This is a genomic window from Bacillus sp. FSL L8-0199, from assembly GCF_038005705.1.
GTDB lineage: Bacteria > Bacillota > Bacilli > Bacillales > Bacillaceae_G > Bacillus_A > Bacillus_A cereus.
On the sequence record NZ_JBBOTS010000001.1, the window covers coordinates 3122891 to 3137947 of the forward strand.

The following is a 15057-nucleotide window of genomic DNA, read 5'->3' on the forward strand; positions in this document are numbered from 1 at the left end:
ATCCTTGATACAATTCAGTCAAATAATATTGACCGAGTAATTTAATTCAAGGAGTTGATCATGTTGAAGCCCGTATTAACACTAACTACTTATAGTCAACTAAAAGCATTAAGCGATCCACTACGTGCCGAAATGATGATGCGTCTATGCGAACGTCCTTATACAGGACAATTACTATCTGAGAAATTCGGCATTTCAAGGGCGAAAATTCATTATCATTTAAAAGAATTAGAAAAGAATAGTCTTATAGAAATTGTTTATACAGAAGAAAAGAATGGAATCATTCAAAAGTTTTATCAATCTGTCGCTAGAGGCTTTACCCCTGCCGCAGACCTATTACCTCATTTAGAAATATTAAGCAAATCAGGTCGCCAAATCTTTTTAAAAATGATAGAAAGAACAAAAAACCAAATCTTCGCTGCGCCAGAAGAAGCTTTTACATTACGAAATGCAAGTGAAGATCCAGCTGAGTGGAATTACGTTTCATCCTGCTGGGAGTTTGATGCTACGCCAGAACAATTTCAAGTTTGGGTGAAAAAGTTTCATGAATTGATGGCTGAATTAAACGAAATTACAAAAGGTGCAGATAAAGATCCGAATAGTAAACCTTATTATATTTCTACTACTGCACTTCAAATCGCTGAGAGAACAATGCAGCAATTTGTTAAAGAAGAAGAAAAATCGTAATACGATTTTTTTTACCAAGACGGTCAATTTTATTTTACCGAATAAAATTATTATAAAGGAGTAGATAAAGTGGACATATTAAAAAACCGAAATTTCGTCTTATTATTTTTAGGGAGAATTTTTACAAACATAGGAGATAGCTTGTATTATGTAGCAGCGATGTGGCTCGTATATAAGCTAAGTGACAATCCCTTTTATTCTGGATTAGCTGGTTTCCTTACGTTATTACCTTCTGCACTTCAATTTCTTACTGGTCCATTCGTTGATAGATGGTCAATTAAAAACACCCTCGTCATCACACAAGTTTTGCAATGCATTCTTATTTTAATCATTCCTATTACACACTACTTCGACCTATTAACAGTCCAACTACTACTCATCATCATGCCAATCGTAGCCTTTATCGAACAATTCGCCTATCCCGCACAATCGAAAGCTTTACCACTTCTACTGCATAAAACACAATTATTAAAAGGAAATTCACTCTTTTCATTTGCATATCAAGGCATTGATTTAATTTGTACGACGCTTTCTGGAATATTAGTAGCACTACTTGGCGCAATCACTTTATATGTAATCGACTCTTTTACATTCGCGATTACTGCCCTTTTGTTCGTTTCATTGAAAATGCCACAGCAAACGGAATCAGACACAACACTTTCAACTAAACAATATTTCTCTGATTTAAAAGAAGGTTTTTCAATCGTATTTCGTTCATTAATGGGCGTCTTCTTAATCGGTTCCGTTGTCGCTAATTTTTCAATCGGTATGATGATGGCAATACTCCCTTCTTTCACTGATTCCTTAGGCGGGGTGAAATTATACGGTTTCTTTTTAGCCGCTATATCCGCCGGTAGTTTAATTGGAGCACTATTCAGTTCATGGGTTGGTAAACATAGTGTTGGCCGTGTCTCCATTATTAGCTTTGCGACTAGCGCTTTCTTTTGGTTTCTCTCTACGATTGTACCGTTTCAATGGTTATCTATTCTCTTATTTGGCTTAGCTTGGATACCAATTGGGGCGACCAACATATTATTTGCGACAATTGGTCAAATTGTAATTCCAAACCAGTATCTTGGGCGCATCAATTCAGTTACACGAAGTATGGGCACAATTGCTATGCCGTTCGGTTCTTTAATTGGCGGATACACTGCTAATGTATATAGTAGCCAACTTATTTTCGCGCTCGCTAGCATTGGAATTTTATTCATTTCTCTCGTATGGCTGCTTCATCCGAAATTACGGGCTTTGCCGAAAGCAGATGAAATTACGGCGGATACTTTTGAGCTTCAGTTTAAGGAAGAACGGGTAAAAGGTACTGCTTTGTAACAGGAATACAGTACGTGAAATTTATATCAGCGATTTTTCAAATATATCAGCGCAAATAGAATTATATCGGCGATTTTCAAAATATATCGGCGCAACTCAAATTATATCAGCGATTTTCCGATTATATCGACTTACCGACATAAAACGACAAAAAAAGAGGCCGTTCCGAAACAGCCTCTTTCTTTCCATCTATTTCGGAAGCTCCACCCGAACGGTCGTTCCTTCCCCCTTCGTACTATACACCGAAACGTTTCCATGATGCAGTTCAACAATCTTCTGCACAATCGACAACCCTAAACCGCTACCTTCTACGTTTCTCGTCCTTGCTGTATCTACTTTGTAAAAACGGTCAAAAATACGATCCATTTCTTCTTTTTCCATACCGATTCCGTTGTCTGATATAGAAATAATGACACTAGACTCTAACTCTTCGACGAAAAACTCAATCGTTCCACCATCGTTTGAAAACTTAATGCTATTCGTGAAAATGTTACTCCATACTTGGTGAAGTAAGTTTTCATCACCTTTTATAGTGATATCTGGCACATTAAATTCAACGGCGATATCTTTTTCCCGCCATTTCCACTCAAGCATAAAAATGACGTCTTTAATTTGCTTCTGCAGATTGAATTCTCTTATTTGTAGAACCTTTTCCTCTTTATCTAATGAAGCGAGCGTAAGTAACTGTTTACATAAACTAGACATTCGCTTACTTTCACCCTCAATAATTTGTAAGTAATGATTTCTTTCTTCCTCACTCATCTTTTCTGTTTGCAACGTCTTTGAAAAACCTTGTATGGAAGAAAGCGGCGACTGAAATTCATGTGAAACGTTCGAAACGAATTCTTGTCTCATTTCATCTAGTTCTTTTATACTTTTCGTCATCTTTTGGAAGCTTGTAGATAACGTTCCTATTTCATCTTTTCGTTTTACATCTAATTCAATTTCATATTCCCCACTCGCAATTTTTTGCGTAGCCTTCGTAAATTTACGGATTGGGCGAACGATATAACCTGCTGCAATCGCTATAAAAATAATACTTAATAGTACGATAAACCCTAGTAATACCGCTAGAAAAATTCTCATCTCGCCGAATTGTTGTTGAACGTCAGGGCGAATGAATAAAGCGTACTGTTTATCACCGTGTTGTACTGGGACACCGACGCTATTAATTAATTCATTATCGAAAAACCCTGTAATAAAGAGACGCGTTGGATATGTAGAAACACCATTAAACGTTTCTCCTTGCAATACTTTATGAACAGTAGCATCGCTAATAGACGTCTTACGAAACGCATTACCGATACGCTTTCCATTCTTTTGATCATCGACAATATAAATTTCATACCCTAACTTTGCGATAGAATGTAAGTACGCCTCTTGATTTTCTTCACTTTGCTTTTCATATAACGATTTAACTTCTTCAGCATACTTTAAAATCTTTTCACTGTTATACGGTTTTAACTTCACTTGATAATATACGTTCGTTAATAAAAAGCCGATAATACTACTAAGTAGCATAATGCCGACCGTCATAAATACAAATCTAGAATATAGTGATTTCATCTTAGTTCAACTCCAACTTATACCCGAGGCCGCGCACTGTCGTAATTTGAAAATCATCCGTTCGTTTTGAGAAACGATCTCGCAGCCTTTTCACATGAACATCAACTGTTCGTTCATCTCCTTCAAAATCCATTCCCCATACTAATTCAATTAGCTCTTCTCTTGAAAATGTTCTTCCAGGATAACTAGCAAGTTGTGATAATAACTCAAATTCCTTTAAAGGAAGCAAAATTGTTTGACCGTTACACTTTACTTCTACACCTTTTCGATCAATTGTCGTTCCGTGCAACGTAATAATATCTGCACTCAGCATTTGATAACGTCGTAATAAAGCTTTCATACGGAAAATCACTTCAGCTGGTTCAAATGGTTTTACGATATAATCGTCCGTACCAGAAATGAATCCTTTTTCTTTATCAACTAACTGATCTTTCGCCGTTAATAAAATAACCGGTATATCATGATACTTCCGGATTTCTTCACATAACGTATAGCCATCAACGAACGGCATCATAATGTCTACGATCGCAAGATGAATATTTTCCTTCTCTAAAACATCTTGCGCTACCTTTCCATCTTCTGCTTCAAAAACTTTAAACCCCTCTTTTTGTAAATGGTAATGCAACAACTCTCTAATATGCTTATCATCATCAGCTAATAAAATATGTATCATCTTCATTAAACCCTCTCTTGTTCATCCTTCTACATCCTTACCTTAAGAAACAATTGAATTTTTTGCAAGAAAAAGAATCTATTTTGAAAAAAGACTATTCAAAATAGATTCTCACGTTTTAGTATTAAAATTATTTTAATCAAAAACAATTTCTAAGCCTTCGAAATATCAACAAATCCTTCTCCGAACACATCACGAACATCGTGTATAGCGATGAACGCCGCCGGATCCGTAGTTTGAACAATCCGTTTTAGCTTCACTACTTCTTGCTTATTAATAACAACATAAAGAATATCCTTCGGCGTTTTCGTGTAATAGCCATGACCTGAATACACGGTAACCCCTCTCCCCATTAAGGTTGTCACCTTCCCGGCAATTTCATCTGGATTATCAGAAATAATCGTAATAGCCTTCTTCGGATTTAACCCTTCAATTACAAATTCCATCACTTTCGTTGCTACATATAGCATAATAATTGTTATCATCAGTTTTTCTGCACCAATGATGAAATAAGATGAAAACGCAACGATTAAATCGAAGAACAGTAGACCGTAGCTAATACTCCAGCCTAAATACTTATGCGTCATTCTTGCTAAGATCGTAGTACCTGCTGTCGTTCCACCAACGCGAATGATAAGACCAATACCACACCCGATAAATATTCCTCCGAAAATGGCATTTACAAGCATTTCATCCGAAGCAATTGTCCAGCCTTCTGTTAAATGAAGAAATAGCGAGTTAGTCACTACAGCGATAATCGTATAAATTGTTGTAATCTTATTTAAAAATTTATAACCAGCTATTAACAAAATCGCATTTAAAATTAAGTTAACTAAGCCTGGTGACCATTCAAATAAATAGTACGTAATAATCGTGATACCTGTTACCCCACCCTCACCAAACTCGTTCGGGATAACAAACAAATTGACACCTAATGCAAAAAGAAATGCACCAATAATAATAAAAATAATGTCTGTCGTTCTTTTTTTCATACAGTACCTCACTTCTTATGTAAATATTTATTCTGTCATAAACTCTCACCATTATATCGTGGAATATTCAAATCGAACAGTGGTTTGTTTTTATTTTAATATAAGATAAAAAATCAACATTATTTATTATGTACTGCAAATAAAGTTTTGATTTCAACCGTAATTTACTCTTAAAAAGAAATGCTGAACATTGACTTGCGCAAATTTCAAATAAAAAAGTACCCATCTAATTGTCATACGCAATGAGATGGGTACTGCATGATACATTTAGTTTTTACATGTATTGTTTGGAGAAAATTGCAAATAACGACCTATACTCGCCTTATTAAGACCAAATCCATACATCATCATTATTTTCAGCGTTCGTCTTTGCTTCATGAACTTTTTCAATATGATCAACTGTGTTCCAGTTAATAGAAATACCACCCCAGCCTACATACTTCATATCAATTTTCACTTTCTCACCCGCATTAAATACTTGTCCCTTTGTTAAGAAAACATCAATAATAGCTTTCTTTCCATTTAGCGATGGATACTCAACTACAACATATTTAGTAGCACCGTCTCCCTCATCTTCCATCGTTCCTACTTTTGATACTTCTCCAATTACATAATTAGGTGAGCCATCTTCTTTCATGTGCATACCTAACTTGTTTGTTGTATTTTCAACTGCAGTTGCAACCATATATTCTGTAAAATTACGCATCATAGATCCAGTAGCTTTTACTTCATCTCCTACTTTCACATTTGAAAGTGAATCAATATACACACTAACCGGTTCCTCATATTGCTTAGATTTTACAACAATTACACCGTTATCTACTTCTACTACTCGTCCTTCTAACGTCGAGAAATTCGATTCAATAGAAGCTGCACTCGCTTTTGTTACTTCTAGTCCTGGTAAATTTGTTCCTGATAATGCTGCGATCCCTAAAGCACCTGCTAAAATTAATTTTTTCATACCCATTATGAAACATCTCCATTCATGATGATTTTATTTTTTTGATTGGTATCGACCAACCTGTAATCATTATAGTTACAGGTAGTGAAAATAACAACCGTTTTCCTCATGCAATGTTGCATACTGTAATTTTCAAATATAAATCGGTTATTCCTATATTCAACACTAAGACTGAATTCTTGAATCCCAGCAGGTAAACGGATTGATGATGAAGAAACTAATGTCATACATCATGTTTTTCAATGATACAGTTTGTATAATCGTAGTCCATTACATTATGTAGGAGCGGAGTTAACATGTTAAAAAAACCAAAGAGATTACAGCAAGGAGATACCGTGGCAACAGTAAGTCCTTCGTGGGGAGGAGCAGATAACGATATGACAGGACTCAAATAAATAAAAAACACTCCTATAAGATATGACTGTGAATTGGTACTTTTCAAATGATATGAAGATTACTTATCTAATGATAAAGGGGGATTTACGTGTATGGAAGTAACATTTACAGTAAGTAAATGGGATGAAAAACTAATTGATGATACTAGAAAAGATTTCCCTATTAATATTGCCCATGTTGAATATGATATTGATGGAGAATTAAAAGGAAAAGCTTTTGTTGAATACTTATTATATTATGTAGACTCAAATATAAATGATGGTCACTTGGCTACGGCTAAAATTTCTGGATTTTTACACTTTGAAGGAATTTATAAGGGGCAACAAGGGACATTCACAGCTATAGAGCAAGGAATATTTGATAAAGGAAATTTAGATTCCCCAGGAACAATTATTAAAGCTACCGGTAACTTAGAAAATCTGAGAGGGTCCTATAATTATCAGTTTACAGGTCAAACTAGTAAACTGATTTTAGAGTTTGAATTTTAGCAAAATACCTTACATTTTAGCAGAAAGGACATTTCTTGTAATACTCGGAATGTCCTTTTTGTTGACGAGCTTATTCAACTATTTTCTAATAGTTAAGAAAAGAACAGAATATACGTTATGGGGGAATTAAAACGCTAAGCCTGAGAGGCATGGAGAACCCACTTATTCATTACTTCTCCTATTAAAGAATAATCCCCGAAAAACTTCCCTTCATAACTTCTTTTCCAACTTGATTCACACATGTAAACATCGCAATTATCTTTGTACGTTTTTTTCATCAGGTTCTAATTGTTCAATTGTTACGTCACAACGAATCGTTACTATTAATTGGTGACTTTCGATCAAATGAAAATCGCCTCTTATAGAGAGCAGTTTTACTTATATTTATTCTTATGCAAATTCTGAAGCATATTCTTCGTATGTCTTTAATGTATTAAGCAATCGAGCTGATTCAATCATGATTTCGTTCGAAGAATCAGTTACACAAATGACAATAAATCGATTATCATCTCTATCTCCAAACAATCCTTCTGATTCAAGTTCCATTAACACATTTAACGTTTCTTTCAACAGTGTATTTACTCGTATATTAAAGTCATCTTCGACAATATTATGATATTTCTTAATAATTTTTTTCACTTCATCAAACATTCCAAAATCGTCCCATTCGCTCCACTCAACAGCTCCGTATCTATAATAATTGTATAAAGGGTCCGATTTATTAACTTTGATTAGTCTTTCTTCATTAGCCACTGGTCCAATGCTATTGACACAATCGTCTGTTAATATGGAGTACCCATATATTGTGTCAACACCGCACCTAGTTAAAAGTTCGTTATAATGACAACGAATTGCATTTTTCAATTCAACATAAAAACTTTTTTGAAGATGCATTTTCATCGTATTTCCTCCATTTTTTTGTAGCGACCTGCTGTTACATATTTCAATCTTAACATGAAAATCAACATTAAACGTTAACTGAGCCAAAATAAGAAAAACCGAAACTCAAATCATTTCGGTTTTTCAAAACTATAGAAGTCAATATTTACTTTAAAGAATGAACAAACAACCCACTACGCAGTTTCGGTTCAAACCACGTTGATTTCGGCGGCATGACTTCTCCGGCATCTGCGATTGCTAATAAATCTTCCATAGATGTCGGATATAATGCGAATGCTGCTTTGTATTCGACGCTGTTCACAAGGCGTTCTAGTTCTTCTAGCCCCCGTATTCCGCCAACAAAATCAATGCGTGAATCAGAACGCGGATCATGTATTTCAAGTACTTGGCTTAATAAATGATCTTGCAGGATAGATACATCTAAACCTCTAACAAGATCATTCGCATCAAATGTTTCTTCTTTCACAGTAAGCTTATACCACTTCTCATTTACATACATTCCAAATGTTTTTGGTTCATTTGGTTTATACGGAGAAACAGGTGCCTCTTCTACATAGAAGTATTGCTTGATTTGTTTTAAAAACTGTTCTTCTGATAAACCGTTTAAATCTTTCACAACTCGGTTATAGTCCCAAATCGATAATTCATCATGAGGGAATAGAACGGATAAGAAGAAGTTAAATTCCTCTTCTCCTGTGTAATTTGGATATTGTTCTCTTCGCATAAGTCCTACTTTTGCAGCTGATGCAGAACGGTGATGCCCATCTGCAATATAAAGATTAGGAATATCTTCAAATGCGTTTACTAAAGTCGTAATTACATCTTCATCTGCAATCTTCCACGCAACATGCTTAACACCGTCTTCTGCTGTAAATGTATAAATTGGCGCATGCTCTTCTTTCCAGCTTCTAATTAAATGCTTTACTTCATCTTTTGTACGGTACGTTAAAAAGATCGGACCTGTATTTGCGTCACACACATCTACGTGGCGAATACGATCTAACTCTTTTTCATGACGTGTTCTTTCATGTTTTTTAATTGTATCATCTTCATACTCATCAATAGATGTACAAACGACAAGGCCTGACTGCGTTCTTCCTTGCATCGTCAGTTCATAAATATATAGCGCTGGCTCTTCATCTTGTATGAACACTTCTTCTCGTATAAATTGCTTTAAATTGTCGCCCGCTTTTTCATACACGCGATCATCATACGGTGACAGTGCAGGGTCTAAATCAATTTCTGCTTTATCAACATGCAAGAAAGAATATGGATTCCCTTTTACAACTTCCCTTGCCTCTTCACTATTTAATACGTCATACGGTAAAGCTGCAACTTGTGCTGCTTTTTCCTCTACTGGACGAATGGCCCGAAACGGTCGGATTTTTGCCACATTCCTCTCTCCTTTACACAATCATTCGAACGGCTACAACACCTGTAATTTTGCTTATATTTTCCACAATATTCTCTTTTATTATATCATCAATTCCGTTATCGATATCAATCATTGTGTATGCCCAAGAATGTTTACTACGATTAATCATATCTGCAATATTAATATGATGTTCCGCTAAGCATCCTGTAATTTGCCCTACCATATTCGGGACGTTTTGATGCATAATTGTAATTCGTTTCTTTCCGATATACGGCAATTCTACGTTTGGATAGTTTACTGAATTACGAATATTTCCTGTCTCTAAATATTCACGTAATTGACGCGCCGCCATTACTGCACAATTTTCTTCCGATTCAGACGTTGATGCGCCAAGGTGAGGCGTCGCTGTTACATTTTTCATCTTTATTACATTTTCATTCGGGAAATCCGTTACGTAATGTGTAATAATATCTTCTTCTAATGCTGTTTGAAGAACCTTTTCATCTACAAGTTCTCCTCTAGAGAAATTAAATAGACGCATCCCTCTTTTCATCTTCTCTACAGCGTGTTCCCCAATGATCCCCTTCGTTTGATTCGTAAGAGGAATATGCAGTGTAATATAATCACACGTTGCAAAAATTTCATCAAGGCTAAATGCTCTTTGCACATGTGTAGAAAGACGCCAAGCTGTTTCAACTGAAATATAAGGATCATATCCGATAACATCCATGCCTAACGCTAACGCATCGTTCGCAACTAAAGCACCGATTGCGCCAAGTCCGATAACACCTAGACGTTTCCCTGCAATTTCTGATCCAACAAATTGTTTTTTTCCTGATTCAACAAGCTGTGGTACTTCTTCACCCTCTAAGTTTTTCGTCCAACTTACACCATTAATAATGTTGCGTGAAGACATAATAAGACTGGCAATAATGAGTTCCTTTACAGCGTTTGCATTTGCCCCCGGCGTGTTAAATACTACAATTCCTTTTTCTGTACATCTCTCGACAGGAATATTATTTACACCAGCGCCAGCTCTTGCAATCGCCTTTAAGTCTTTTGAAAACTCTTCTTGATGTAAAGAATAGCTACGAAGCAAAATTCCATCTGGATGATTGATTCTATCTCCTACTTCATAACGTTCTTCAGTAAAAACTTGCAAGCCTTTTTCTGCAATTTGATTTAACGTTTGAACACGAAACATATCCCCATCTCCCTATCTATTCTCAAGCTCAAATTCCTTCATATAATCTACTAATCGTTTTACGCCGTGTGCTGGCATCGCATTGTAAATACTGGCACGCATACCGCCAACTGAGCGATGTCCTTTTAACGTAACAAGGCCGCGTTCCTTCGCTTTTTGTAAAAACTCATTGTTAAGTTCTTCTGACGGTGTTGTAAATGGAATGTTCATAAGTGATCGATACGCAGGATCAACTGGTGAAGTAAACAATTTAGATTCATCTAAAAAATGATAAATAAGTGAAGATTTCATTCTATTTTGTTCTTCAATCGCAGATACTCCGCCTTGCTCTTTCAACCACTCTAGTACAAGTTTTGTTACGTAAATACTAAAGGATGGCGGTGTATTATATAAGGAGTTATTTTTACTGTAAGTTTCATAATTTAACATTGTCGGACAAGAGCGATCTGCTCCCCCAATTAAATCTCTTTTTATAATAGCAATCGTTAAGCCCGCTGGTCCTAAATTTTTTTGTGCTCCCGCGTATATAAGACCAAACTTCGAAACATCATATTGTTCTGACAAAATATTTGAAGACATATCCGCAACGAGCGGCACTCTTTCTATATGTGGAATATCCACATATTTTGTCCCCTCAATTGTATTATTCGTTGTAATATGTACATAATCTAGTTTTTCATCGCTTAGTAAACCGTCCAGTTTAGGAATCGTAGTAAACTTCTCTTGCTCGGAAGAAGCAATCACTTGTACTTCCCCAACTTTTTCGGCTTCTTGCAGTGCCTTTTTAGACCATGAGCCAGTTAGTACGTATCCAGCTTTTTTATACGTATTCATTAAGTTCAGTGGTATCATAGAAAATTGTAATGACGCACCGCCTTGTAAAAATAAAACATCATACTCATCAGGGATGCTCATTAATTCACGAAGTAAGTTACTCGCTTCCTCTATAATACTTTGAAAATAAGAAGATCGATGACTCATTTCCATAATAGACATGCCTGTCCCGTTATAATTTACAAGCTCCTTTTGCACTTTCTCTAAAACTGGCAAAGGGAGTATTGATGGTCCTGCTGAAAAATTATAGACTCTCTCCATTACCCTCATAACCTCCCTATTTCTCATTTTTATTAATTTTTAAACTTTCTGAATTATAACCCAAAATATAATACGTGGTCAATTTGTTTTCTATTATTACGGCGCAAGACGCAATGGAATCGCTTGCATGTGCAAACTATTTTTATAAACATACAAAAAAGTGTTAAGTACATAATCGTACTTAACACTCTAGTAATAAAGTATAATTGCTAATTGTCCGTGAAGAACCGATCAAAAATTTGATAAATAGCAGAAAGACCAATGAGCCAATAAATAGTGTCCACAAGCGCCGGCATAGAACCAAACCATTTCTCAACTACATTGTAATCTAACGCTACAAACAACCAATTCAAACCGCCGAGAATCACCAAAATTACTGTAAGGTAAGACAAAAATTTCATTATGATTGCCCCCTAGGTGATAAGATGGTGAAAGGCCTTTCACTAGAAATATATGTAGTAAACTTCAAAACTTACCTATTTTATAAAATTTATTTTCGGTACCACCCGCTAATAACTGCCTCTGCTTCTTTACTATGTATTTGATACGCATGTGTACTATCATTAGAGCCAATAAACCAAATTGAAAAACCTTTAAAATATGATTTCGGTTCTAATACATCGCGGTAAGCACGCCATCCATTTAATTGTACATCTTTCGAAAACACATTTGAAACATCTGGATTCCATGGATTTTGTAATCCAAGTTCACGTGCTGGAACGTTAAATCCACCGAAATAAACTGGCTTTCCTGTTGCATTATGTAATTGTTCCAATTGCTGAACAACATTTTGCCCACGATTATATACTGTCGTCGCAAATAAACTTTGCTTCACTTCTTCATATGACGGATTTCTTTTTCCAGAAACTTCAAACCAACTGTCTATGCTAACAATATCTACCTTCTTTAAATACGGACGGTTTATTTTCTCTATAAACTTCTCTTCATAAGAAGAGTCCCAGCTTGCTGTTAACCACCAGTTCATTTGATACAAAATATTTCCTTTATACTGATTACGAACAAAATCAATTGTATCGCTCCAGTATCCTTCTGCATACTCCATATTCACGAAATTAGAAGCAATCTTTAGTCCATACACATTGTATTTACTTGTAATGGAATTAAAAATATCTTGCAGAATAACCGTCTTCCAATTCCAGAAGAAATCATTAATGTTACTTGGGTTCCATTCTGTCTCTCCAACATTCCCCTGCTGAATATATGGGAACGGTTCCACTATAACTTGAATATTACGCTTTAATAATTCTTGAATTAAAATAATAGCTTGTTGCTTTTGCGCTTGATTAATTACCATGTTAGTAGAAGTCACATTTGGGATATCTACTTGAATCGGTACATTTACTGTATTTAAATTTAAGCGCTCCACATCCGCTAATACTTTCGCTACATTTCCAACTTCCCATACTGTTACGTTTCCTGATTTGATTTTTCCAGATTGAACAGTATTTACATCTGCCTGTACATTTCCTTGAAAACAAAAAGAAAACAACATAATAAACACTCCTAAAAAACTTATTAAACTCTTATTTTTCTTCACAACTTTCCCCCTATAATTTTTGGCTTTCTTGATTATTTTATACAACGTTTCACATTTATTCCAGAAAAAAATGAAGTGCCATTCAACTATATTCATATAAATCTTCTAAAAATAGTAGGAAAAATAAAAAAGGAGCAGATTTCCGCTCCTTTTTATCCTTTTACGATTGAAATTATTGAATCCCTTCTGGTAACTTAATTGAATCAAACTTTTCATATGAATCAATCTTTATACTCACAACTGCATCCAATTTTTCCTTATCTGTACTAGCTTTTTTATCTGAGTTACTTTCACTCACTTTTATAGTTGTTCGCATCTCTTCAAATTTATAATCTTTTGTTATTATATATTCAATGTTAAACGCATCCATATTAAATCCTTCCGTTAATTTTTTCATATCTCCATTAATTTTTTGTAACGTATCTACCGCTTCTTTTCCCTTTAATTCAAGTGTAAGTTTATATGTGTCTCCATCTTTCTTTGCTTTCATTTTCTTAGCCAAAGCTTCCGGTAAATCTAACTCATTAAGTAAATTTTTACTGACCATTACATCATTTACATTAAATTGATCATTAGGTATCGTAACTAACTCTCCTGTATCAGGGTTTTTCACTTGAGCAGCGACCTTTCCATCTACTTCATACGTTACAATATCTGTACCACTTATTTTCATTTCAGCTCTAGAATTCTTCAGTTTCGGCTCCATTTGTATTTTCATTTTAATTTCTTCTGATTGGCCGCTCCCCTTCATTGACATAAGAGATGTCAATGTAAGATATTCCTCTTGTTTTAATCCGTCAGCTGCTTTTTTAAAAATATCTTTCGCTACTAACTCTTTTTCTTTTTTTACAGATACTGTTTTAGGTCCACTTGTTTTTTCACTGCTACAACCAGTTGTTAAACCTACTATTAGCGCCAAACTAGATATTACAACCATTTTCTTCATACTGATTCTCCCCATTTCCCACTTAAAAATATTTTCATCCCATGTATAGTAAATCAACTGAAATAAATATATATACAATAATTATTTAACCTCTAAACGAAACCAGTTATTCAATCCGTATACTAATGTAACTAAAGCTCCTATCACACCAAAAACAACAATATTTATACCAATTGACGAACCAAATAAAACAGCCATCATTGACACCATCAGTAATAGCATAGCAATACTATTTATCTTAATTTCTACTACATCGCCATCCTTTACTTTCTTTTCTTTACTTCCAAAAAAGAATTGTTTTACTTTAATATTCGCTTCATCTAATTCAAAAGGAAGCGTATATTCTTCGTTATTCTCAAGTTTCATTACTACTTCGTTATCTACCTTTACAGCAACTCTTGCTACTCCTCCCATTACCCCTGTTGCTCTTATTACTTTAATACTCATGCTAAATCTCCTCTCCCCCTATGACTTCTCCATGTCATTCATTTTTGTAATTCTTCTCTTATGAAATCCTTGAATGTAAAACAAAAAATGTATTTGTATGACATCGAAATCTTTTACGCTATACACCCATTTCTCGTTAAACAAAATATTCCAACAGAAATTATAACAAGTTCCTGCAAATTTTTTTGTCAAATTTTGTCGCGTTTACAAAAAAAGAGACTCTTACATATAGTAAAAGTCTTTTCTATTATTACCGTGGCTGTAACGTTAACATTTTCCCTTCTATTCCCGCTGTATTCAGTGTAGTCGTATGATACTCTCCATTTACCCAATCATCTATTTGATCATGATACCAATCCCTTCTAAAAGGATAAAAATCCTCTTCCCCCTAATTCGCTTTTATTATGAAAGAACCTTTTGAAACATTGAAAAACCCCCTT

At 34.9% G+C, this 15057-nt stretch carries 15 protein-coding genes; 3 read left to right on the top strand and 12 right to left on the bottom strand.

Annotated elements, in window-relative coordinates; genetic code table 11:
- The first annotated feature begins 63 nt into the window (after positions 1–63).
- Complete coding sequence (locus NST86_RS16145; RefSeq protein WP_033683910.1) at positions 64–687, top strand: ArsR/SmtB family transcription factor; 624 nt, start codon at positions 64–66, stop codon at positions 685–687.
- 69 nt (positions 688–756) lie between these two features.
- The gene (locus tag NST86_RS16150) at positions 757–2016 is read left to right on the top strand and encodes an MFS transporter (protein WP_000353379.1); all 1260 of its coding nucleotides are present in this window, start codon (positions 757–759) and stop codon (positions 2014–2016) included.
- 189 nt (positions 2017–2205) lie between these two features.
- Here the strand turns inward: NST86_RS16150 and NST86_RS16155 are convergent, their stop codons facing one another.
- The 4 genes from NST86_RS16155 to NST86_RS16170 all read right to left on the bottom strand — a co-directional run bounded on the left by NST86_RS16155 (position 2206) and on the right by NST86_RS16170 (position 6214).
- The gene (locus NST86_RS16155; RefSeq protein WP_016118249.1) at positions 2206–3582 is read right to left on the bottom strand and encodes a sensor histidine kinase; all 1377 of its coding nucleotides are present in this window, start codon (positions 3580–3582) and stop codon (positions 2206–2208) included.
- A gap of 1 nt (position 3583) precedes the next feature.
- Positions 3584–4261, bottom strand: a complete 678-nt coding sequence (locus NST86_RS16160; RefSeq protein ID WP_000781962.1) for a response regulator transcription factor — start codon at positions 4259–4261, stop codon at positions 3584–3586.
- 146 nt (positions 4262–4407) lie between these two features.
- Positions 4408–5247 carry a YitT family protein gene (locus NST86_RS16165; RefSeq protein ID WP_000747484.1) on the bottom strand — a complete coding sequence of 280 codons (840 nt, stop codon included), beginning with the start codon at positions 5245–5247 and terminating at the stop codon, positions 4408–4410.
- 325 nt (positions 5248–5572) lie between these two features.
- Complete coding sequence (locus NST86_RS16170) at positions 5573–6214, bottom strand: F0F1 ATP synthase subunit alpha (RefSeq protein ID WP_000525524.1); 642 nt, start codon at positions 6212–6214, stop codon at positions 5573–5575.
- Between the two features lie 482 nt (positions 6215–6696).
- Between NST86_RS16170 and NST86_RS16175 the strand changes: the two genes are divergently transcribed.
- A complete protein-coding gene (locus tag NST86_RS16175; protein ID WP_000454083.1) occupies positions 6697–7092 on the top strand; it encodes a DUF3224 domain-containing protein in 396 nt (131 codons plus the stop codon).
- A 390-nt stretch (positions 7093–7482) separates the two neighbouring features.
- Here NST86_RS16175 and NST86_RS16180 read toward each other — a convergent pair whose 3' ends face one another.
- The 8 genes from NST86_RS16180 to NST86_RS16215 all read right to left on the bottom strand — a co-directional run bounded on the left by NST86_RS16180 (position 7483) and on the right by NST86_RS16215 (position 14617).
- Positions 7483–7992, bottom strand: coding sequence for a DUF4303 domain-containing protein (locus tag NST86_RS16180; RefSeq protein ID WP_000781769.1), 510 nt, complete (start codon positions 7990–7992; stop codon positions 7483–7485).
- Between the two features lie 145 nt (positions 7993–8137).
- Positions 8138–9385, bottom strand: coding sequence for a DUF1015 domain-containing protein (locus NST86_RS16185; RefSeq protein ID WP_086423258.1), 1248 nt, complete (start codon positions 9383–9385; stop codon positions 8138–8140).
- A gap of 13 nt (positions 9386–9398) precedes the next feature.
- Positions 9399–10571, bottom strand: a complete 1173-nt coding sequence (locus NST86_RS16190) for a 3-phosphoglycerate dehydrogenase family protein (protein WP_000490230.1) — start codon at positions 10569–10571, stop codon at positions 9399–9401.
- A 12-nt stretch (positions 10572–10583) separates the two neighbouring features.
- On the bottom strand, positions 10584–11666 hold the full coding sequence (gene serC, locus NST86_RS16195; protein ID WP_000442937.1) for a 3-phosphoserine/phosphohydroxythreonine transaminase: 1083 nt from the start codon (positions 11664–11666) through the stop codon (positions 10584–10586).
- 209 nt (positions 11667–11875) lie between these two features.
- The gene (locus NST86_RS16200; RefSeq protein ID WP_000670803.1) at positions 11876–12067 is read right to left on the bottom strand and encodes a DUF378 domain-containing protein; all 192 of its coding nucleotides are present in this window, start codon (positions 12065–12067) and stop codon (positions 11876–11878) included.
- Between the two features lie 89 nt (positions 12068–12156).
- Positions 12157–13224: a glycoside hydrolase family 113 gene (locus tag NST86_RS16205; protein WP_025966673.1), complete on the bottom strand. Its 1068-nt coding sequence runs from the start codon at positions 13222–13224 to the stop codon at positions 12157–12159.
- A gap of 172 nt (positions 13225–13396) precedes the next feature.
- Positions 13397–14170: a DUF6612 family protein gene (locus NST86_RS16210; protein ID WP_000738991.1), complete on the bottom strand. Its 774-nt coding sequence runs from the start codon at positions 14168–14170 to the stop codon at positions 13397–13399.
- Between the two features lie 81 nt (positions 14171–14251).
- Positions 14252–14617 (bottom strand): hypothetical protein, encoded by a 366-nt coding sequence (locus NST86_RS16215; RefSeq protein ID WP_086423257.1) that lies wholly within the window; start codon positions 14615–14617, stop codon positions 14252–14254.
- Positions 14618–15057 lie beyond the last annotated feature (440 nt).